Below are 19,173 nucleotides of genomic sequence, written 5' to 3'. Positions count from 1 at the left end.
CTCCCTTTGTTTTATACAAGTGACAAAATATCGTCGAGTGTAATTCCCGCCAGCTTCTCTCGGATATCCTCACTGACTTTTTTCAGACTGAGGGTAAACTCAATCTTCTGTGCTTTCCCGTCACTCATAAATTCCGTTTTGTTTGTCGTAATCCCGGCAATAACAAACATGCCGTAGATAAAACCGGTGCCTTCAATAAGCGGCCAGGGCTTGCCACCGTAAGCCATCGTTCGCAGTGCCTCCAGCGACATATCGCCCCCGGTCACTTCCGGGTACAGCGTGCCGGTCAGGGTAATGTTGTCTTCGCCTGTACCGATGTACTGCCATTTTGCAGACTTCCCTATCCGGTCATTCTTCACATGACGCCAGGCGGTTTCCTGCTGGAATGACTGATAGGGGATGGTATCAAGCATAAAAATGAACATACCGTAAGCCATCATCATCGGGTGTTACTCCCTGTCTTTGAGTTGTGAGCGTTTGCGGGATTCTTGTTCCCGCAGCAGTTTTCTAAATTCATCCTTCACAGTAGCGACTATCTCTTTAGCGTCCTGCCGTTCAGAGCCGTAGAAATTAATCGTCAAATTAAACGTGTCGGGCGTGGCTACGGGCGCGGTCGGATTTGACCGTGCTGAAGCCGTTACCGGAACAGGAACGCCGGGCAGGTTTGACCGTGCTGGCCATCCCGTCACATTGCTGGCAAAACCAGAAACAGCGTTGCCGAGTCGGCTGGTGAGTGACTGCGCCTGACTGTGTGCAGCTGCTATCCGGGGTTCTGCATACGAGCCGATCACAGGCATCACCGGCGGGTGCTTTTTGAAGACAATCTCGCCCAGCTTTTCAATCGCTGCGGGCTGTGGCATTTCGCCCGGGACCGACCCGGCATTTTCTTTCTTACCTTTTCTGTCTTTTTTGGACAGATTCGGGCCGCTTAATTCGGCAGTGGGTACAGGGGCAACCACAGGCGGAGGCGTCGTTGGTTTTGGAGCTGCGGGTTTAGGTGCATTGTCGCCAGCGGCTTTGATTGCCGGAGCTGAAGGTTTCCACTCCTGCGCGATCATTTTTTTCTGTTTGCTGTCCCACACGTAAACGACGGGTTTTTTCGCCTGAGGTGCTACGGCATCCATCGTACCGGCCACTTCTTTCGCCGCGTTAGCCGCTTCAGGAATCGCACCCAGTTTTTTCAGCAGCCAGCCGATGCCCTCAGCCACTTTCAGAATAACGCTGACAACGCCGGAGATTGCTTTTCCAACGATTTCACCGAATGCCCGGCCAGCTTCAGTACATTCACGTAGCGTCTCAGCGGAGGCGTTTACAGGCTCAAACAATTGCTTAAACCAGTTCCACACCCGACTGATCGCGTTGCCGATGCCGTCGAAAATAGGCGCCAGCGGAGCAAACGCCTGTTTAACGGGGGCGATAGCGCTGATAAGGCCTGACCAGAATCCGCTGAAGAAAGATTTAATGGGTTCCCAGTAACGCCAGATCATCAGTGCCGCACCGGCCAGCGCTGCAACAAGTAGGCCAATCGGGCTGAGCAACACGGACAGGCCGCCGCCCAGCACCGTCAGAACGGTGCGCCCTACGCTGAGGAGCGTGCCAAAACCACCTGTTGCTAATGATCGCAGGCCGTTGCCGAGCGCTGCCAGGGCGGTACGCGGTGACGTAAACAAGGTGGTAAGTGCTGAGCCGGTTGCGCTTCCCATGCGGGAAACCATACCGATGCCATTACGGCCAGTTGCAAGGATGCTGCTGCCGAGGTTGCTGGCCGCTGAGCCAGCGGAGCGGAAGATAGGTAACCAGTCTTTGACGCTGCGCCCGGTGCTACTGAGTAGCGGGCCGAGGTTCTTCAGTTTTGACGCCATGCCGCCCACAGAAGGGAGCAGGCCGCCGAAGCCCCGCCCACCGGTCAGCATCGACAGGCTGAGACGCACGGCAGCCATCGGTAGCAGGATGCTGGCAACGGCCAGCGCCAGTGAACCAAGCACGGCAAGGGCAACGCCCACGGCTACGGCTACTTTCAGCAGCGTGGCAACCAGTGCCGGATTTGCTTCAGCCCATGCACGGAAGCGCTGGATCATCTTCGTTGCATAGCCCATGACTTCCATCGCCGGGCCGCGAAGGGTTTCACCCAGGCTGCTGAATGAGTTTTGCATCGCGGCTTTAGTGGTCATCCACTTCGCGTCTACGGAGTCCAGGTTAATATCTGACTCGCGTTTCATTGAGCCTTTAGCGGCTTCCCCGTTCACCAGTTTCAACTGGCGGTACAATTCAGGCAGGTTGTTTGCCAGCTTCTGCGCCGAGCCGCCAAACTCCTTGCCGAAAATCTGCGTTAAAACCGAGGACTGATCGGACGCGGGTAATTTCTTGACCTGTTCCAGCACGGTAAGGATCGTGCCCATCGCATCAACGGGCATACGCTTTTGAATCTTCTCAGCGCTCAGGCCAATAGCGTCCAGCCCCTGCATAAAGTTATCGCTCTGCTGCGTAGCGATAGACAGTTCGCGAACCATCGCATGTGTTGAGCTGGCGGCAATTTCCGGCGCTGCGCCCAGCGTCAGAAAGGTGGATGCCAGCGCGGCGGCTTTACGGTAGTCGAGCTTGTCGGCATCGCCCCCGATGCGTTGCAGGACGTCGATAATGTCCGAGCCTTTCGATTTGGCGTTGTCGTCCAGGTAGTTCAGGACGTCACCAAGCTTCTCAATTTCCTGAGTGGGTATGCTGTACAGGCCTGCAATTTTCCCCAGGCTTTCCGATAGCTCGCTGGCCGGGAGTTCAAAAGCGGTGGATGCCATCGCGGCGGTATTGGCAAACGCCAGTAAATCGGCTTTCTGCTTTTCCCACGGATCGTCACCATTGGCCGCGCCCATACGTGCGCCACCTTCAATCAGGGCGGCATAGTCTTTCGCGCCATTCTCCATCGGCAGGCGTTCGCTGGCCTCTTTAATGGCCTTCTGCATCTCATAAAATTGCGCGGTACGATTGCCGTTATCATCGCGCATCCCGTTAACCTGTTTTGCCACACCCTTCATTGAGTTTTCAAAGCTGGCATAACTCGTAATCAGGCCCACTACCGGTGCGGCGATGGCTGCACCGGTTGCCATCATGCGCACCCCGCCGCCCTCGAGTTTTTCACGCGTTTCCTTCGCGTGCTGATACTGCTGCTGCGCCCGAGTGACGGCAACTAATCTGCGCTGCTGTTCGGATAGCTGTCGGTTATAGGCCTGCGTTCGGCGCGTGATCTGATCTGTTGCTGTGCTGCCTCCCTTTAGCAAAACACCGTGTTGCATCAGTGATGAACGGAGGCTGCTAAGTTTGGCTTTTTCCTCATTGTGGGCGCGGGATAGCTGGCGCACTGCGTCAGACTGGCTTTTGAGTGCCGCTGTCTGTGCGTCGGTACGCTGTTTAGCCGGGCCGAATGATGCGCGGAGTTCTTCTGATTTCTTGCGGGCTTCAGCCAGCTGACGTGCAGTGGTTTCCGATGCTTTCGACAGCCGGTCAAAACTGGCTGCGTTGCGCTCCATCCCCTTCAGGCTGGTCTGAGTGGCTTTAATCTGTGACGCCAGAGAGGCGGCGCTTTTTTGCGCCGCGCTCACTGGACGGGAGAGGTTGTTGATAGCGCTGAATGCTACCCTGATGCTGAGATTGCGATCTGTCATTCTTCCTGTCCATTTCGTGCCAACGCACGCTTATGCCAGGTAAGAAATTCTCCCACTGGCATCGTGTCGTAGGTTGACGGCTGCCAGTGGAAAATTACGGCGATATCTGCGATTAGTTCGTCAGTATCAACCGTCGGACAGCGGATTACGCTTCTGGCGTTGCTGTCTCGTTCGGTTCCGATTGCGGTGCCAAAAAATCAGCGATACCCGCCGCGAACTGCGCAAAATCAGACGGGTGAAGCGCGGAGATTTCCACTTCAGTCAGTGCCGGGCTGGTGACACGTGGCAGCAGTTTGATCAGGGAGTCAACATCGCTGGTCATGACGTCATACAGCTTCAGGCCTCGCAGTGAGCCGGTCTGCTTCATAGCGTCAGTGATCGTGACCTCTTTGATAGTGCCTGTGCCGCGAGTAATAGGAGCGAACAGTGGAATAGATTTTGCCATGATAAAAATCTCTTAAGTGCCGGGCGCGGTATTGCCCCCGGCGGGGTTGTTTGCTGGCTGATTACAGGCCGATGTTTTTGCGATGTTCTTCCAGCTTGTCTACGCCATCGACTTTCCAGACCATGTTGAGCGCATCCAGCTCAAAGGCTTCTTCGTTATTGATGGTGATTTTGACGTAGGTGTTTTTCAGCGTGTATTTATGCGAGGTGTTATCACCCTGTTTCGCGCTGCCCCAGTCCATTTCCTGCACACGTCCCCGCGTCTGAATTTCGCAGGGAATGGACAGGCCGGTTGTATCGTCAAGGTATGAACCGGCAAAGCGCAGCTGCACGCCGTCAATCGTTGCGCCGTAAGTTTTTAGCAGACGTGCATCCAGACCCCCGAGTGTGATTTCCATATCAGCGGCCCCGGCTTCAAATCCGAGATGAATGGACACGCCCATTGGCATTCCGGCACCCTGGTAATCTTCGGTCTTGCGGGACAGCTTTGGCGTGGTGATCTCTTCAGCAATGCCGAGGAAGCTGTCGCCGTTAACGAAGGTATTCCAGGAAAAAAGTTTGCTTGGTAATCCCATGATTTTTTTCCTCAGGCCTGGGCAAACGTTGCGATGTACTCATCCGTGAATTCCTGAATTAACTCCAGGTGTTCCAGCGGCGGCACGGGCGTGTATTTATAGCGAATGGTGGCTTTACCATCGCGCAGGGCTTCGGGGGTGTTATCTCCGGCGTAGTCAAACCAGCACTGGAAGCCCAGCAGGCGATTAGCCGTGACCAGCGATGCACCTTTGCGGTTGATGCCATCTACGATGTCCTTAATCAGCGACGGCGTGAGCGGCTTATCCACGTAAGGGAAATGCGCCTCTGCGATGGTATCCGCAAGAATTTGCGCGGTGCGGGTATAGCTTTCGAAGAAGTAGGTTTCGGCGTCACAGGTACGTGAACCCCAGAAGCGGAAACCGTCACGCTTAATCAGCGTGGTGATGCCTTTGCTGTTGAGATCGTCAGCGTCGGTATCGTCACCTTGGAGCGTCCAGTAAACGTCTGCGGAGATACCCAGGACGTTTGATACTGGCACGTTCGACAGGACCTTATGCCAGCCCTGTTCTGCATCGATTTTTGCGCGTAGGCCGATAGCGTAGGCCGCAGCTGGAATGGTTTCATTCGCAGCTGTCAGGCTGTTATAGGCGATGAAGTCAGGGTAAATCACCATGATTTCACGTTCGCTGAAGTCTTCGCGGTACGTTTTTGCCTCTGCGATGGTTTTACAACCGTTCGCGCCGACATAAGCGAAAGCCCGCAGCTTTTCAGCGATAACAGCCAGCTGGAGCGCCACGACTTTTGTATCGAGTCCCGGTACTGCAAGCACGCGGGGGTGCTCACCGGTGCGCGGTTCTGCGGTCAGTAGTGCAAACATGCCGGTATAACGACCATCTGCACCGACGCCGCCAATAACCAGCTGATCCTGCGTAGGGGCAGTTTCACCTTCAGACGGAATAACCTTTGATGCATCCGCAACGCGGATCACAACCGTTTTCGGGCTGGCCTGGTCAGAGATGGCTTTCAGGGTGGTGTAGAGCGTGCCGCTTTTCCCGGCTTTACCGAGATAATCCCGGACACGCGTCAGTAATACTGGCGTGTTTAGCGGGAAGGTAACGGCGTCAGCATCGTCAGCGGTACAGACCACGCCGATAACGGCGGTATCAATATCGCGGATCATTGTGCTGAGGTCGGTAGTTTCTTTGACCTGGACGCCGTGGTGGTAATTTTCACTCATGCTTTGTTGCCTCTGGTTGATGCGTGCAATACATCATCGTGAAGCGGGGCAACCTTTTCACGCGGTGGCGATTGTCGCTGGCGGCTGACAACCTGCGCCAGCTGACTGAAGTCCTCACGCGGGCGAGGATGCAGGCAGGGGGATTTATGCTGAACATATTTGATGACGATTTATCACCACAGCCAGCATTTGAGCTGATGGTAAAAGGCGAGGTGCTGACAAGTCTGGATGATCGGTTGATGTCGCTGACGCTGACGGATAACCGCGGCTTTGAAGCGGACATGCTGGAGCTGACGATTGATGATACTGACGGGATGGTTGTCATGCCGCCGAGAGGTGCGGAAATCGCTGTTGCTATCGGCTGGGCTAATAAGCCTCTGGTTGATAAAGGTGTGTATACGGTGGATGAAATTACCCACCAGGGGCCGCCTGACCGTCTGGTGATCACCGCCCGAAGTGCGGATTTTCGTGAGGACTTCAACGTTAAGCGAGAATACAGCTGGCATAACATCAGCGTGGGGGCGGTGGTTTCCGCTATTGCCGGTCGCTATGATCTGATCCCGGCGGTCAGTGCGTCACTGAAGGATGTGGAGATAGACCACGCTGACCAGACCAGTGAATCCGATATCAGCTTCCTGACGCGCATGGCTGAAATGATCGGCGCTGTTGCCACGATTAAAAATGGCCGGTTACTGTTTATCGTGCCGGGTATGGGAGTTTCACAGAGTGGCCGCGTGCTGCCGTCGGTAATGATTACCCGCGCAAGCGGGGACGGGCATTCATTCCGGGTTGCTGATCGCGATGCATACACAGGCGTTCAGGCTTACTGGCTTGATCTGAACTTCGGTAAGAAAAAGCCTACGGCCGTAAAGCGCCGGAAAAAAACAAAACCAGTCACCACCACGCCAGCTTCAAGCAAGAAAGAAGGGGATTACGTTGAAGGCGCAGAAGGTAACGTATTTGTCATGCGCAAAACGTTTAAGACAGAGCGGGCTGCCCGACGTGCGGCGGCGGCGAAGTGGGCTGAGCTTCAGCGCGGAGCGGCTGAGTTCAGTATCACCCTGGCGCGTGGTCGTGAAGATTTGTACCCCGAACTGCACGCGAATGTCAGTGGCTTTAAACCGATGATCGATGCGGCCGACTGGGTGATTAACCGGGTGACTCATACCATTGACGATAACGGATTTATGACCGGGCTGGAGCTGGAGGTGCGGATCACTGGCTGGGAAGGTGCTGAAGAAACAAGCGAAACGGAATAGATTATTTTTCGGAGTTATCCTAAAATGCAGGGCGAGTTTAATCAGATAGTGGTGAGGTTTTATGTTCACCTGCCCGAAATGCAACGCCAGCGCCAAAACCCGTACCAGCGTAAGAATCAGCGAGATGACTCGCCGCAGTTACCACCAGTGCAATAACCTTGCCTGCGGTGCCGCGTTTACTACTCTGGATTCCGTAGAGCATTTTCTGAACCAGGTCAGCCCGGTAGCCGCGCACAGCGTGCCGAAAGATATTTTTCCCGGCTCCCACTATGGGGATGACCAGTTAGCCTTATCACTCTGAAGACAACAGAAACCCCGCAATGCGGGGTTTTTTATTAATTCAAAGTTGCAGGCTTGAAGGTGGCTTCAGCTAGTCGGTCAATGATAAATGCGTCGCCTTCATTGCCTGATTTCTTACCTAACAGGTCACAGCTTTTGTCACCATCCTGGTAAACATAGCCTTGAGTACGATCGCTATTTTCTATGAACACACGTTCTATCTTTCCCGCCTTCCAGGCTGTTTTACCTTTAACATCGCCGTAATACGCAAAGCACATGTCTTCAACTGTGGCTTTGGCCTGTAACTCTCCAATCTCGTCAAATTTGTAAGCTATGTGCAGATCCCCGTTAACCAAAACAGGAGGGGAGGTGAGATTTAATTTGCTGAGAGAGTGTTGCAGTGGTGCGGGTATGGTTTCGATATTTGCAGTCTGTGCGGCGAAAGGAAGGGAGAGGGATAGTGTGGTTGCTATGACTAAAGAGGTTTTGGTAATCATCCTGATTCCTAAGTGATTGGTGGTAAGTGTTTTCTAAAATATTACCTTCAAGTGGTTAGAAAGCCCACGAGTTGGTGGGCTTGAATTAATTGATGTGGTCAATGTGTGGACATTGAGTGAAACAATTCCTTTTATTTCATTGGTTTATTGTCAATAAAATGACATATCCCTGTCTTCCCCCGCCATGATGGCGGGGTTTTTTTTGCCCAAAACTCAGTATACTTAGCACTCCGACGTCACGGGGTATTCCATGAATGCAAATTACGCCCGGCTGGTGAATGCCGCTGCCCTTGCAGCGACGGTGCTGGCCTCGATGCTGTTAATTATCAAGATTTTTGCATGGTGGTATACGGGCTCAGTGAGCGTACTGGCGGCGCTGGTGGATTCTCTGGTGGATATTGCCGCTTCGCTGACCAACCTGTTTGTGGTGCGCTACTCACTGCAACCGGCTGATGCTGAACATACCTTCGGTCATGGCAAGGCGGAGTCCCTTGCAGCACTGGCGCAGAGTATGTTTATCTCCGGTTCTGCACTGTTTTTATTCCTCACTGGCTTACAACACCTTGCGTCTCCTGCACCGATGAAAGCCCCGCTGGTGGGGATGGTCGTCACGGTGATTGCACTGGTGGCAACGCTCGTGCTGGTCACATTCCAGCGTTGGGTGGTTCGGCGTACCCGCAGTCAGGCTATTCGCGCTGATATGCTGCACTATCAATCTGACGTTGTGATGAACGGTGCCATCTTGCTGGCCCTGGCCCTCAGCTGGTACGGCTTTCATCGTGCCGATGCGCTGTTTGCGTTAGGGATTGGCGTGTGGATTCTGTACAGTGCTTTGCGTATGGGTTATGAGGCCGTTCAGGCCCTGCTCGACCGCGCCCTGCCCGTTGAGGAGCATCAGGCGATTATAGACATCATTGCGGCCTGGCCCGGTGTTCAGGGGGCGCATGACATTCGCACGCGCCAGTCCGGGCCGACGCGTTTTATTCAACTGCATCTGGAAATGGACGACCACCTTCCGCTGTACCAGGCTCATCAGATTGCGGAGCAGGTTGAACAGGCGCTGCTGCATCAGTTTCCGGGTTCCGATGTGATTATTCATCAGGACCCGTGTTCTGTGATACCCGGCAGGCCGCAGGGCAAATTTGAGCTGTAAAGCGTTTTTAAATGAAATGGTTAGCGTTTACACTACTTAAAACGTGATACACCGCAAAAAAAATAGCCGAAAGTTGCCTGACCTGAATCAATTCAGCTTGAAGTGTTTGATATACTATTGCCAATAATTGAGCCGGTTATCTCGTATGTATGTTTTTAATCCCGCTCCGGCGTCCAGAATTCATCATTTGCATCATCAAGTTCAGAGGTTGTCATGATCAAAAAAATCGGTGTACTGACAAGCGGCGGCGACGCCCCAGGTATGAATGCTGCGATCCGGGGTGTTGTTCGCGCCGCGCTCAGTGAAGGATTGGAAGTTTGTGGCATTTATGACGGCTACCTCGGCCTGTATGAAGATCGCATGGTCAATCTCGACCGCTACAGCGTGTCAGATATGATTAATCGCGGCGGCACCTTCCTCGGGTCTGCGCGTTTTCCTGAATTCCGTAATGACGATGTGCGCACTGTTGCCATCGAAAATATGAAAAAGCGCGGTATTGATGCGCTGGTGGTGATCGGCGGTGACGGGTCTTACATGGGCGCCAAGCGCCTGACCGAGATGGGCTTCCCGTGTATTGGCCTGCCAGGCACCATTGATAACGATGTAGCGGGAACGGATTACACGATTGGCTATTTCACCGCGCTGGAAACCGTTGTCGAAGCGATTGACCGCCTGCGTGACACCTCATCATCACATCAGCGTATTTCTATCGTGGAAGTGATGGGCCGTTACTGTGGCGATCTGACGCTGGCTGCGGCGATTGCCGGTGGTTGTGAGTTTATCGTTCTGCCGGAAATCCCTTACACCCGTGAAGAGCTGGTGAGCGAAATCAAAGCGGGGATTGCCAAAGGCAAAAAACACGCCATCGTGGCCATCACTGAGCACATCTGCGATATCGACGAGCTGGCGAAATTTATCGAAGAAGAAACCAAACGCGAGACGCGTGCCACGGTGCTTGGCCATATTCAGCGCGGTGGCCCACCGGTAGCCTATGACCGCATTCTGGCCTCGCGTATGGGTGCCTATTCCATTGAGCTGCTGTTGCAGGGCTACGGCGGTCGCTGCGTCGGTATTCAAAACGAGAAGATGGTGCACCATGACATCATTGACGCGATTGAAAACATGAAGCGTCCGTTTAAAGGCGACTGGCTGGATACCGCTAAAAAACTTTACTGATGAAAAACAAGGCGCTGCTGGTCAGCGCCTTTATTATGCAAATCGTTATTCCATATAGTTATTACAGCTAATTTTTAATTCTTTAATTCACTCTACACTTTGTGTCACGCTCCTTATCAGATAAACCTTTGGGAGTACGTGCAATGAAGAAGTGGAGTGTAGGAATTACCCTGTTACTGGCCTCAACCAGCGTGCTGGCCAAGGATATCCAGCTGTTGAACGTGTCTTATGACCCAACGCGTGAGCTGTACGAGCAGTACAACAAAGCGTTTAGCGCGCATTACAAACAGGAAACGGGCGATAATGTCGTCATCCGCCAGTCTCACGGTGGTTCAGGTAAACAGGCAACTTCGGTCATCAATGGCATCAAAGCCGATGTAGTGACGCTGGCGCTGGCCTCCGATGTGGATGCGATTGCCGAGCGCGGCCGTATTGATAAGAACTGGATCAAGCGCCTGCCAGATAACTCCGCTCCTTATACCTCCACCATCGTATTCCTCGTTCGCAAAGGTAACCCGAAACAAATTCATGACTGGCAGGATTTAACCAAACCTGGCGTGTCTGTTATCACCCCGAACCCGAAAACCTCTGGTGGTGCACGCTGGAACTATCTGGCGGCCTGGGGCTGGGCACTGGACCAGAACAAAGGTGACCAGGCTAAAGCTCAGGAATACGTGAAGGCCCTGTTTAAAAACGTTGAAGTGCAGGATTCTGGCGCACGTGGCGCCACCAATACCTTCGTTGAACGTGGCATTGGCGATGTGCTGATTGCATGGGAAAACGAAGCCTATCTGGCGGTGAACAAATTGGGCAAAGATCAGTTTGAAATCATCACGCCAAGCGAATCGATCCTCGCAGAACCGACTGTTTCCGTGGTCGACAAAGTGGTGGACGAGCGTGATACCCGTAAAGTCGCTGATGAGTATTTGAAGTATCTGTATTCCACCGAAGGGCAGGATATTGCCGCTCAGAACTTCTATCGTCCGCGTGATGCTGCAGTCGCGAAGAAATATGCCAGCACCTTCCAGCCGGTGAAACTGTTTACTATCGATAATAAGTTCGGTGGCTGGACGCAGGCGCAGAAAACCCACTTCGCTGAAGGGGGGACTTACGACCAGGTGATGAAGCGCTAATTCGTGTAACCCTGAATTGTTCCGAAGGGCCGACATTTGTCGGCCCTTTTTCGTTATTTGATTTAAGTATTTATCAGGTAGCCTGGTTTCCAAAAAAGTACCGTGAAGTGATGATTTCGCATGATATTTCACGCAGCTTAGATTACATTGTGAACAACAATTGGGTAGAGGTTTGGAAAAGATGCTGGAACGAAGGCGGGTTGTTATCACGCTGGTCACTATGGTGGTATTGGTAACCGTCGGTTGTGCTTATATTGCATTGAATTACTTAAAAAATTCTGACCAGTTATGGAAAATAGTCAGCCAGAAATGTGTACCAGGCCAGGAGCAAAAAAACAATCCGTCCCCCTGCCGTCAGGTCAATATTCAGGACGGGTATGTGGTATTAAAAGACAGGAACGGTGCGCTGCAATTTTTGCTGATGCCGGTAGCGAAAATAACGGGAGTGGAGAGCCCGGGTTTACTTAATCCCTCTACGCCTAATTATCTGGCGGAAGCCTGGCGTGCACGTCATTTTATGGAAGAGAAACGCGGTGCGGTTATAGATGATCGGATCTATTCACTGGCGGTTAATTCGCGCTGGGGACGTACCCAAAATCAGTTACACATTCATATCTCTTGCCTGCGCCCGGATATTCGTCACCAGTTAGATGCGCTCAGTGCGCGGCTGAATGATCGCTGGCAAAGCCAGCGTCTTGGCAGCCATGAGTATCTGGTCAGAGTGATCAGTCGTGATGAGTTTAAGCGCACCAGCCCGTTTATCCGTATGGCAAATGAGTTGCCAGGTGCGCGTGAAAACATGGGCAGTTATGGTATTGCCATTGCCGCTTTGGGTGATGGCAGACGAGTGTTGATGGTGGTTAAGCGTAATCTGCTGCTGCTTAATCGCGCCTCTGCGGAGGAATTACAAGACCATCGCTGCGCATTATTGAATTCGACATCCGGTAGTGAGCTTTGACAGAAGCCGGTAAAACCGGCTCCTTTTGACACTATACCGCTTCGTTTTTTTGCACCGGTTCCGGATCATTTTTATAACGGGCGGTGGCAATCCATGCCGCGCAGAACAGCGTCAGGCGTGCAAAGAAATAGAAGAATGCCATCAGTCCTAACACCGACCCAAAGGCCGCACCGGATGGCGAAGAGGCCAGTTTCGGTAGCGTCAGCGTCATAATAAATTTAATCACTTCAAACCCTATTGCGGCCAGCAATGTGCCACGAAACAGGGCTTTTTTACGCGGCTTATGACGCGGCAGGATCCAAAAAATCCACAGAAACAGCAAATAGTTAGCGAAAATGGAAATCGACAGGGCAATCAACGTCATGGCCGGTCGCAGCCATTCAATCCCCTCCAGACCCAGGGCACGTACGATAGCGGCCTGTGCTGCACCGGCAATCGACGTCAGTGATAGTGTGATAATCAGTGCCAGCACCAGTCCGGTCAGCGAAATAAAATCGCGCGAATATTTAAACCAGATTTTTTCCTGATCCTGCGGCGTACGCTCCCAAACATCGCGTGACTGAGCGCGTATCGCTTCGCGCAGATTGCCCATCCAGCTAATCCCGGAATACAGTGCCACCAGCAGGCCCGTCAGGCCAACGGTGGTTCGTTGCTGAATAGCGGTGTTCACCGTGCTCTTTAGCGTGGCGGCCAGTGATGGATCGCTGATATTACTGACGATCGTATTGATCAACCTGGCGAGCAGATCAGGGTTAGAAGCCAGCACAAAACCGACGCCGGCGAAAGAGACCATCAGGATCGGGATCAGTGAGAGAAAAGAGAAGTAGGTGATCGCAGCGCCAAACTGGCTGCCAAGACGATCGTTAAAGCGCTCACCGGCGCGGATAAAATGCGCCACTGCTGGAATAGCACGGAACCACTCAACCAGTCGCGATACCCGCGTCAGGGATTTATCTACCGTATGATTGCCGGTTTTCAGGTTGATAAGCGGCTTCTCTGCGGACTGCTCTTCGGGTCGGGTCGTACGTTGTGGTTTCTCTGCCATGAATCCTTCTTTATCCTGGTTTGACGGTAAGACTGCCGCTAATTATAGCCTGCTGGTCAGGTGACGTAACGCGTAAGGGCCTGACTGAGCCATTCAATAAACACTCGCACCCTGCGTGCCAGGTTTCGGCGGTGGGGGTAGAGCAGGGAGACGGGCATGGCGCGTGCCGGGAACTGTGGCAGGATTTCGACCAGTTTTTTCTCTTTCAACGCCTGCAATACCCCTGCCCGTGGGACCTGGATAATCCCCAGGCCGGCGATACAGGCGGCGCGGTAAGTTTCAGTACTGTTGACAGTCATCACGCCGCCGGTCTTAATCAGCCGGGCCGTTTTCCCATCGTAATATTCAAACCCTTCAGGCTGGCTCCCCAGATGCTGGCTGTAATGCACCATGGCATGTTGAGAGAGGGCTTCCAGCGTATGCGGTGTGCCAAAGCGCGCCAGATAGCCCGGGCTGGCACAGTTGATCAACGGTAGATGGCCGAGCTGACGCGCAATCAGCCCGGAATCCTCCAGTACGCCAACGCGCACTACGCAGTCGAAGCCCTCGCGAATCACATCCACTCGCCGATCGCTGCTGCTCAGCTCCAGCTCAATTCCCGGGTAATGTTGTAAAAAATCCGGCAGCAGCGGGATCAGGTAGTTACTGGCCAGGCTTACCGGCATATCGACCCGCAGTCGTCCGCTCAGGGTCGCGGGGTCGTGCTGAAACAGCGAGTCCATCTCATCCAGCGTGGCCAGCACATCACGGCAGCGCTCGAAGTAAACCTGCCCATCCTGAGTCAGCTGCACCCGGCGTGTGGTACGGTGCAGCAGACGTGAACCGAGACTGTTTTCCAGCGCCAGGATCTGGCGCGACAGGCTACCCTTTGGCAGGCCCAGGCTCTCCGCTGCTTTGGTAAAACTCTGCATTTCCGCCACTCTGACAAACACCTGCATTGCGTGAATTTTATCCATTGCTGAGCTCATTGTTGTTATTAATGGAACAGTGAAGCGTATTTGAAGACATTTATAGTTCAGCTGGCAGGTAATATCCTCTTTTTTGTCCACAGCCCACTCCCTGGAGAAAAAAATGAGCCAGAAAATAGCACTGATTACCGGCGGAAGCCGTGGTTTAGGCCAGAATGCAGCCCTGAAACTCGCCGCAAAGGGCGTTGATGTGATTTTGACGTACCGTAGCCAGCAGCAGGAAGCGGAAGCCGTTGTGGCCCGCATTCAGGCGCTCGGGGCCCGTGCGGTGGCACTTCCGCTGGATGTGGCGGACAGCCAGAGCTTCAGCGCATTTGCCGCTGAGGTTGCCCAACAGCTCAAAACGGTATGGCAGCGTGAAACCTTTGATTATTTATTAAACAATGCCGGTACGGGTTTGTACGTCCCTTTCACTGACACCACGGAAGCGCAGTTTGATCATCTGGTGAATGTCCATTTTAAGGGGCCGTTTTTCCTGACGCAGATCCTGTTGCCGCTGATGGCTGACGGTGGGCGCATCCTGAATGTCTCCAGCGGTCTGGCACGCTTCAGCCTGCCGGGCTCCAGCGCTTATGCGGCGGTGAAAGGGGCAATGGAGGTGCTGACGCGTTATCAGGCCAAAGAACTGGGCGTGCGCGGTATTGCGGTAAATATTCTGGCACCTGGCGCGATTGAAACGGACTTCGGTGGCGGAAAAGTCCGTGATGATGCGGCAATGAATGCGTTTGTCGCCTCACAGACTGCGCTGGGACGCGTTGGGCTGCCAGATGATATCGGCCATGCGGTTGCCGCGTTGTTCAGCGAAGAGTGCCGCTGGGTGAACGGTCAGCGTATCGAGGCTTCGGGCGGAATGTTCCTGTAATTCTGGGGGCAGGCGGACCGAAACAGAAGGTCCGCCTCTACGGGGAAAGGATTATACCCGGACCGTGCCGTCAATCACGGTGACGGTCTGACCGCCAATCCAGATGCCGTCAGCCGCATAGCGCACGCTGAGGCGCCCGGCCCGCTGCATCGCGCTTCCCTGGCGTACACGGTAATCCAACTCGACGCCACGTGCCTGGAAGTAACGCGCCAGGCACGCGTTGGCGCTGCCGGTGACCGGGTCTTCGGTTAGCGAGCCCTGCTCAATCAGCAGGCCGCGCACTTCGTATTGCTCTTGCCCACCGGGCAAGGGGCCAAACGGCATCACGCCATCTACCCGGGCTTTCTGCACCAGGCGAGAAAACTCCACCACGTCTGGCTTCAGCGCCAGTACGGCATTGGCTGACGTCATGGGCACCAGCAGCCAGCGAATCCCCATATCGGCAATCATCACTGGCAGTTCTGTTTCCAGGTGGTCGCTGTTGAGCGCGCTGCTGATTGGCGCATCGCTGAAGGGCGTGAGGATCGCTTCCGGGGCAGCAAAAGCCAGCGCGCCGTCGTCACTAATTTTGACCCGCACCAGTCCCAGCCCACACTCCTGCACAATCTGGCCAGGGTGGTGAAGTGTGATGCCCGCCTCCAGTAGCGCATGTGCCGTGCCCAGCGTGGGATGGCCTGCAAACGGGAATTCGGTATCCGGGGTGAAAATACGCACCCGATAGTCGGCCGTCGGATCGGTGGGGGGCAGGACAAACGTAGTTTCCGACAGGTTGGTCCAGCGGGCGATTGACTGCATCTGCTCATCACTCAGACCACTGGCATCCATAATTACCGCAAGCGGGTTGCCGTTGTACGGGGTGGAAGTAAATACATCGACCTGTTTAAAAGGGCGTAATTGCGTCATAGCTCTTCCTGTCAGCGTGAAGGTTCCGTTGGTTGACGATCCGCCTGGCGGTTGTCAGTACCGACTATTATGGGTATTAATAAACCACAGTGGTTAAAAAAGTGATGATTTTATGCTGAAAATACTGGGACGTGCCTCATCTATCAATGTCAGAAAAGTGCTTTGGCTGTGCGATGAGCTGGAGATCGATTTTCACCGCGAAGAGTGGGGCGATGGTTTTAAGTCACCGCAGGAGGCAGAATTTAAGGCGATGAACCCCAATGCGTTGATCCCGGTGATTCAGGACGGTGAGTTTATTCTCTGGGAGTCAAACACCATCATTCGCTATCTGGCGAACGCTTACGGTGGTGAAGCGCTGTATCCCACGGCACCACAGGCCCGTGCCCGTGTCGATCAGTGGATTGACTGGCAGGCGACGGAACTGAATACTGCCTGGCGCTATGCCTTTATGTCACTGGTGCGTCACTCACCGGCGCATCAGGACCCGCGTCTGCTGGCTGCCGCATCAAAAGGCTGGGCTTACACGATGGGGATTCTCAACCAGCAGCTGGAGCGCACGGGTGCGTATGTGGCCGGGCAGACATTCTCACTGGCTGATATTCCGATAGGCCTGTCCGTGAACCGTTGGTATGAGACACCGCTCGATCACGCTAATCTGCCTGCGGTGCGTGCCTATTATGAGCGCCTGACGGCGCGTAAGGGTTATGCCACCTGGGGCCGTAACGGCACGCCATAACCCGTCCGGGTCGACTTTTTTGCGGTCGACCCGCAGTGGCGTCACACCACGCCGTTACATCCCCGCCGCAATGCCACTCATTTCACACGCCAGCGCGCCCGTACGTTTCAGCGCCCAGGTATAGCGTTCGTCAAAGGGATAACAGCAGGAGAGGCGCAGTGCATTGTTGCAGCGTTCGGAGAGGGTGTAGAGCGCACCCGGCGTCAGGCAAATCTTCTCCTGCAACAGACGATGGAACAGTTCCACGCTATCGACGTTACCCGGCAGCTCAACCCAGAAGACAAAGCCACCGCTCGGGCGCGTGGCCCGCGTTCCCTGAGGAAAATGGCGGGCGATAATACCGCGGGCCTCTTCCAGCTGCGCGGCGTAACGACGGCGCAGTGAGCGCAGATGATGGTCGTAGCCACCTGACTCGAGAAAATGCCCCAGCGCTTCCGACAGCAGGCGAGACTCTGCCAGTGAAGAGACGGCTTTCAGCCGCGCCAGCTGCTGGCTGAAACGCCCGGCGGCAATCCAGCCAAGGTGGAAGTCGGGGGCAACCGTTTTGGTAAAACTGGTGCAGTACATCACCCAGCCGCCGTCATCGAAGGCTTTTACTGCGGGCGTCAGCGGCCAGCAGAATTGCAGTTCAGTGTACAGCCCGTCTTCCAGCAGCGGCACCTGATAGTGATTGACCAGCCGCGCCAGCCGTTTTTTGCTATCCAGCGTCATGCTACTGCCTAACGGGTTCTGCGCATTTGGCATGGCGATCAGCGCCTGGATACGTTTTTCCTGTAACAACAGCTCCAGCGCATCCAGCGACAACCCGTACTGTGGGTCCGTTGGGATTTCCACCACTTTCAGACCGAGGCTGGCCAGCAGCGGGAACAGATAGAAATAGGTGGGTGTTTCCACGCCGACGCAGTCGCCAGGCTGTGTGACGGCACGCAGCCCGAGTTGCAGCGCTTCCATACAGCCATGCGTCAGGGTGATGTCTTCTGCGCTAAGGGTGATGCCCAGTTCCATTGAGCGGCGTGCGATTTCACGTCTCAGACGCAGACTGCCGGGGGGGAGCGCATAGCGGCCAATGAGTTCGGGCTCCCTGCGCAGAAGCGAGGCAATAATGCGGCTGATTTTCCCTGTCGGGAAAAAATCCCCGCTCTGGGGACAGGCCAGCGAGATATTGGTGTAGTCACTGTGGTTCTGTGCGGCGAACACTGCATCAATCAGATCGAGTTTTTCGCTGCTGGGGGAACGTACGCTGGTGCGCTGAAAAGAGGGCCGGGCCAGCGAAGGCAGCGTGTCGCGCACGTAGTACCCTGACTGCGGGCGAGCTTCAATCAGCCCGCGATCTTCCAGGATGCCATAGGCGGTGAGCACGGTGTTGACGCTGACCTGATGGTTGCTGGCACAGCGGCGAATCGCGGGCAGGCGGCTGCCGGGCATAAAGGTGCCCTGATGGATGGCCTCCGCCAGCGTTTCTGCCAGCTGATGGTACAACGTGATCGGCGGTTCGACGATGGACACAATGTGCTCCTCAACCTGTGGGTACAGTGACTATGTTTGACGTATTGTACTCATAACAATAGCGGGTTTCTGCATCTGTTACCATTGCTGACGGCTGATTACACTGAGGCTCTCACTTGGAATGCAGGACAGAAATCATGCTTGATCCCTCTTTTATCAGCTACGTCACGGTGATGTCGATCACCCCAGGCCCGAACAATCTGATGCTGGCCACGTCAGGCGTGAACTTTGGCATACGCCGTACACTGCCGATGGTCAGCGGCATTCTGGTCGGCTGCGGATTACAGACGGCGCTTGCGGGGGCGATGCTTGAGGTATTACTGCAATGGATGGGCGCGATACGTCTGCCGTTGACTCTGCTCGGCTGTACCTACCTGCTGTGGCTGTCGTGGAAGATCTTCCGCTCTGGTGCGCCGGAGTTACGTGAGAAAGCGCGGCCAATGACGTTTGTCGGTGGGGCATTGTTCCAGGCCGTGAATCCTAAAGCCTGGCTGATGGCGATCAACGTGGCGCTGATGTACACCGTGAACAGTACGATTCTGACGGTGATGCTGAGTTTTATGGCGCTGAACCTGCCGTGCATTCTGATCTGGGCAATGATGGGCGATCGGCTGGGAAAACATCTGCAGGTGGCGTGGAAACTTCAGCTGTTTAACGGCGTGATGGCGCTGTCATTGCTGGTCACCACGGTGTGGATGCTGGTGGAGGCATTCCAGCTGTCATAATTACAAGGGGCGGTGTGCCAGGCATGCCTGGCACCTACAAGGGATCGTAAAAGCGCGGCAGGCCTGACGAGGTGCAGGGATCGCAAAACGCTGTAGGGG

The 19,173-nt window shown here is 54.5% G+C and carries 20 protein-coding genes; 9 read left to right on the top strand and 11 right to left on the bottom strand.

Going from position 1 to position 19,173, the window contains the following annotated elements:
- Nucleotides 1-11: 11 nt before the first annotated feature.
- From HHI26_RS20520 to HHI26_RS20495, 6 genes are all read right to left on the bottom strand, one after another.
- Nucleotides 12-443, bottom strand: coding sequence for a phage tail protein (locus HHI26_RS20520; protein WP_133846387.1), 432 nt, complete (start codon nucleotides 441-443; stop codon nucleotides 12-14).
- Nucleotides 444-449: 6 nt separating this feature from the next.
- Nucleotides 450-3,656, bottom strand: a complete 3,207-nt coding sequence (locus HHI26_RS20515; protein WP_171149586.1) for a phage tail tape measure protein — start codon at nucleotides 3,654-3,656, stop codon at nucleotides 450-452.
- Nucleotides 3,653-3,760 (bottom strand): GpE family phage tail protein, encoded by a 108-nt coding sequence (locus tag HHI26_RS20510; protein ID WP_325169068.1) that lies wholly within the window; start codon nucleotides 3,758-3,760, stop codon nucleotides 3,653-3,655. Before HHI26_RS20510 ends, HHI26_RS20515 begins: the two co-directional genes overlap by 4 nt.
- Nucleotides 3,761-3,801: 41 nt before the next feature.
- Nucleotides 3,802-4,101: a phage tail assembly protein gene (locus HHI26_RS20505; RefSeq protein ID WP_167864826.1), complete on the bottom strand. Its 300-nt coding sequence runs from the start codon at nucleotides 4,099-4,101 to the stop codon at nucleotides 3,802-3,804.
- A 61-nt stretch (nucleotides 4,102-4,162) separates the two neighbouring features.
- Entirely contained in the window at nucleotides 4,163-4,675 is a 513-nt protein-coding gene (locus HHI26_RS20500) for a phage major tail tube protein (protein ID WP_167864827.1), read from the bottom strand.
- Nucleotides 4,676-4,686: 11 nt separating this feature from the next.
- Complete coding sequence (locus HHI26_RS20495) at nucleotides 4,687-5,874, bottom strand: phage tail sheath subtilisin-like domain-containing protein (RefSeq protein WP_171149585.1); 1,188 nt, start codon at nucleotides 5,872-5,874, stop codon at nucleotides 4,687-4,689.
- 146 nt (nucleotides 5,875-6,020) lie between these two features.
- Here HHI26_RS20495 and HHI26_RS20490 point away from each other — a divergent pair, with 146 nt between their 5' ends.
- Both HHI26_RS20490 and HHI26_RS20485 read left to right on the top strand, forming a co-directional pair.
- Nucleotides 6,021-7,133, top strand: a complete 1,113-nt coding sequence (locus HHI26_RS20490; RefSeq protein ID WP_171149584.1) for a phage late control D family protein — start codon at nucleotides 6,021-6,023, stop codon at nucleotides 7,131-7,133.
- A gap of 61 nt (nucleotides 7,134-7,194) precedes the next feature.
- Nucleotides 7,195-7,434: an ogr/Delta-like zinc finger family protein gene (locus tag HHI26_RS20485; RefSeq protein ID WP_133624021.1), complete on the top strand. Its 240-nt coding sequence runs from the start codon at nucleotides 7,195-7,197 to the stop codon at nucleotides 7,432-7,434.
- Nucleotides 7,435-7,468: 34 nt separating this feature from the next.
- On the opposite strand, the gene HHI26_RS20480 is transcribed toward HHI26_RS20485, so the two are convergent.
- A complete protein-coding gene (locus HHI26_RS20480; RefSeq protein WP_171149583.1) occupies nucleotides 7,469-7,909 on the bottom strand; it encodes a hypothetical protein in 441 nt (146 codons plus the stop codon).
- A gap of 250 nt (nucleotides 7,910-8,159) precedes the next feature.
- On the opposite strand from HHI26_RS20480, the gene fieF reads away from it, so the two are divergent.
- From fieF to HHI26_RS20460, 4 genes are all read left to right on the top strand, one after another.
- Nucleotides 8,160-9,062, top strand: coding sequence for a CDF family cation-efflux transporter FieF (gene fieF, locus HHI26_RS20475; protein ID WP_171149582.1), 903 nt, complete (start codon nucleotides 8,160-8,162; stop codon nucleotides 9,060-9,062).
- A 213-nt stretch (nucleotides 9,063-9,275) separates the two neighbouring features.
- Nucleotides 9,276-10,238, top strand: coding sequence for a 6-phosphofructokinase (pfkA, locus tag HHI26_RS20470; protein WP_133846380.1), 963 nt, complete (start codon nucleotides 9,276-9,278; stop codon nucleotides 10,236-10,238).
- A 143-nt stretch (nucleotides 10,239-10,381) separates the two neighbouring features.
- A complete protein-coding gene (locus tag HHI26_RS20465) occupies nucleotides 10,382-11,371 on the top strand; it encodes a sulfate ABC transporter substrate-binding protein (protein WP_133846379.1) in 990 nt (329 codons plus the stop codon).
- Nucleotides 11,372-11,552: 181 nt separating this feature from the next.
- Nucleotides 11,553-12,329, top strand: coding sequence for a CDP-diacylglycerol diphosphatase (locus tag HHI26_RS20460; RefSeq protein ID WP_171149581.1), 777 nt, complete (start codon nucleotides 11,553-11,555; stop codon nucleotides 12,327-12,329).
- A gap of 31 nt (nucleotides 12,330-12,360) precedes the next feature.
- Here HHI26_RS20460 and yhjD read toward each other — a convergent pair whose 3' ends face one another.
- Both yhjD and HHI26_RS20450 read right to left on the bottom strand, forming a co-directional pair.
- Nucleotides 12,361-13,374 carry an inner membrane protein YhjD gene (gene yhjD / locus HHI26_RS20455; RefSeq protein ID WP_133846377.1) on the bottom strand — a complete coding sequence of 338 codons (1,014 nt, stop codon included), beginning with the start codon at nucleotides 13,372-13,374 and terminating at the stop codon, nucleotides 12,361-12,363.
- 56 nt (nucleotides 13,375-13,430) lie between these two features.
- The gene (locus HHI26_RS20450) at nucleotides 13,431-14,330 is read right to left on the bottom strand and encodes a LysR family transcriptional regulator (RefSeq protein WP_133846376.1); all 900 of its coding nucleotides are present in this window, start codon (nucleotides 14,328-14,330) and stop codon (nucleotides 13,431-13,433) included.
- 115 nt (nucleotides 14,331-14,445) lie between these two features.
- Between HHI26_RS20450 and HHI26_RS20445 the strand changes: the two genes are divergently transcribed.
- The gene (locus HHI26_RS20445) at nucleotides 14,446-15,204 is read left to right on the top strand and encodes an SDR family oxidoreductase (RefSeq protein WP_133846375.1); all 759 of its coding nucleotides are present in this window, start codon (nucleotides 14,446-14,448) and stop codon (nucleotides 15,202-15,204) included.
- A gap of 51 nt (nucleotides 15,205-15,255) precedes the next feature.
- On the opposite strand, the gene HHI26_RS20440 is transcribed toward HHI26_RS20445, so the two are convergent.
- Nucleotides 15,256-16,107, bottom strand: a complete 852-nt coding sequence (locus HHI26_RS20440; protein ID WP_133846374.1) for a PhzF family phenazine biosynthesis protein — start codon at nucleotides 16,105-16,107, stop codon at nucleotides 15,256-15,258.
- 112 nt (nucleotides 16,108-16,219) lie between these two features.
- Here HHI26_RS20440 and HHI26_RS20435 point away from each other — a divergent pair, with 112 nt between their 5' ends.
- Nucleotides 16,220-16,843 (top strand): glutathione S-transferase, encoded by a 624-nt coding sequence (locus HHI26_RS20435; protein ID WP_133846373.1) that lies wholly within the window; start codon nucleotides 16,220-16,222, stop codon nucleotides 16,841-16,843.
- 54 nt (nucleotides 16,844-16,897) lie between these two features.
- Here the strand turns inward: HHI26_RS20435 and HHI26_RS20430 are convergent, their stop codons facing one another.
- Nucleotides 16,898-18,349 carry a PLP-dependent aminotransferase family protein gene (locus HHI26_RS20430; protein ID WP_171149580.1) on the bottom strand — a complete coding sequence of 484 codons (1,452 nt, stop codon included), beginning with the start codon at nucleotides 18,347-18,349 and terminating at the stop codon, nucleotides 16,898-16,900.
- A 137-nt stretch (nucleotides 18,350-18,486) separates the two neighbouring features.
- On the opposite strand from HHI26_RS20430, the gene HHI26_RS20425 reads away from it, so the two are divergent.
- Nucleotides 18,487-19,074, top strand: coding sequence for a LysE family translocator (locus HHI26_RS20425; RefSeq protein WP_133846371.1), 588 nt, complete (start codon nucleotides 18,487-18,489; stop codon nucleotides 19,072-19,074).
- The last annotated feature ends 99 nt before the right edge of the window (nucleotides 19,075-19,173 follow it).

This window comes from Erwinia sp. JH02 (assembly GCF_013074405.1).
GTDB classification, from domain to species: Bacteria; Pseudomonadota; Gammaproteobacteria; order Enterobacterales; family Enterobacteriaceae; genus Erwinia; species Erwinia rhapontici.
The sequence above is the reverse complement of the archived record's forward strand: the minus strand, read 5'-3'. Positions and strand labels throughout refer to the sequence as shown.

Coding starts and splice junctions, on each gene's coding strand:
- HHI26_RS20425 (WP_133846371.1), top strand. CDS start 18,487: ATGCTTGATCCCTCTTTTATCAGCTACGTCACGGTGATGTCGATCACC.
- HHI26_RS20460 (WP_171149581.1), top strand. CDS start 11,553: ATGCTGGAACGAAGGCGGGTTGTTATCACGCTGGTCACTATGGTGGTA.
- HHI26_RS20515 (WP_171149586.1), bottom strand. CDS start 3,656: ATGACAGATCGCAATCTCAGCATCAGGGTAGCATTCAGCGCTATCAAC.
- HHI26_RS20440 (WP_133846374.1), bottom strand. CDS start 16,107: ATGACGCAATTACGCCCTTTTAAACAGGTCGATGTATTTACTTCCACC.
- HHI26_RS20485 (WP_133624021.1), top strand. CDS start 7,195: ATGTTCACCTGCCCGAAATGCAACGCCAGCGCCAAAACCCGTACCAGC.
- HHI26_RS20505 (WP_167864826.1), bottom strand. CDS start 4,101: ATGGCAAAATCTATTCCACTGTTCGCTCCTATTACTCGCGGCACAGGC.
- pfkA (WP_133846380.1), top strand. CDS start 9,276: ATGATCAAAAAAATCGGTGTACTGACAAGCGGCGGCGACGCCCCAGGT.
- HHI26_RS20490 (WP_171149584.1), top strand. CDS start 6,021: ATGCTGAACATATTTGATGACGATTTATCACCACAGCCAGCATTTGAG.
- yhjD (WP_133846377.1), bottom strand. CDS start 13,374: ATGGCAGAGAAACCACAACGTACGACCCGACCCGAAGAGCAGTCCGCA.
- HHI26_RS20465 (WP_133846379.1), top strand. CDS start 10,382: ATGAAGAAGTGGAGTGTAGGAATTACCCTGTTACTGGCCTCAACCAGC.
- HHI26_RS20520 (WP_133846387.1), bottom strand. CDS start 443: ATGATGATGGCTTACGGTATGTTCATTTTTATGCTTGATACCATCCCC.
- HHI26_RS20500 (WP_167864827.1), bottom strand. CDS start 4,675: ATGGGATTACCAAGCAAACTTTTTTCCTGGAATACCTTCGTTAACGGC.
- HHI26_RS20480 (WP_171149583.1), bottom strand. CDS start 7,909: ATGATTACCAAAACCTCTTTAGTCATAGCAACCACACTATCCCTCTCC.
- HHI26_RS20450 (WP_133846376.1), bottom strand. CDS start 14,330: ATGGATAAAATTCACGCAATGCAGGTGTTTGTCAGAGTGGCGGAAATG.
- fieF (WP_171149582.1), top strand. CDS start 8,160: ATGAATGCAAATTACGCCCGGCTGGTGAATGCCGCTGCCCTTGCAGCG.
- HHI26_RS20495 (WP_171149585.1), bottom strand. CDS start 5,874: ATGAGTGAAAATTACCACCACGGCGTCCAGGTCAAAGAAACTACCGAC.
- HHI26_RS20445 (WP_133846375.1), top strand. CDS start 14,446: ATGAGCCAGAAAATAGCACTGATTACCGGCGGAAGCCGTGGTTTAGGC.
- HHI26_RS20435 (WP_133846373.1), top strand. CDS start 16,220: ATGCTGAAAATACTGGGACGTGCCTCATCTATCAATGTCAGAAAAGTG.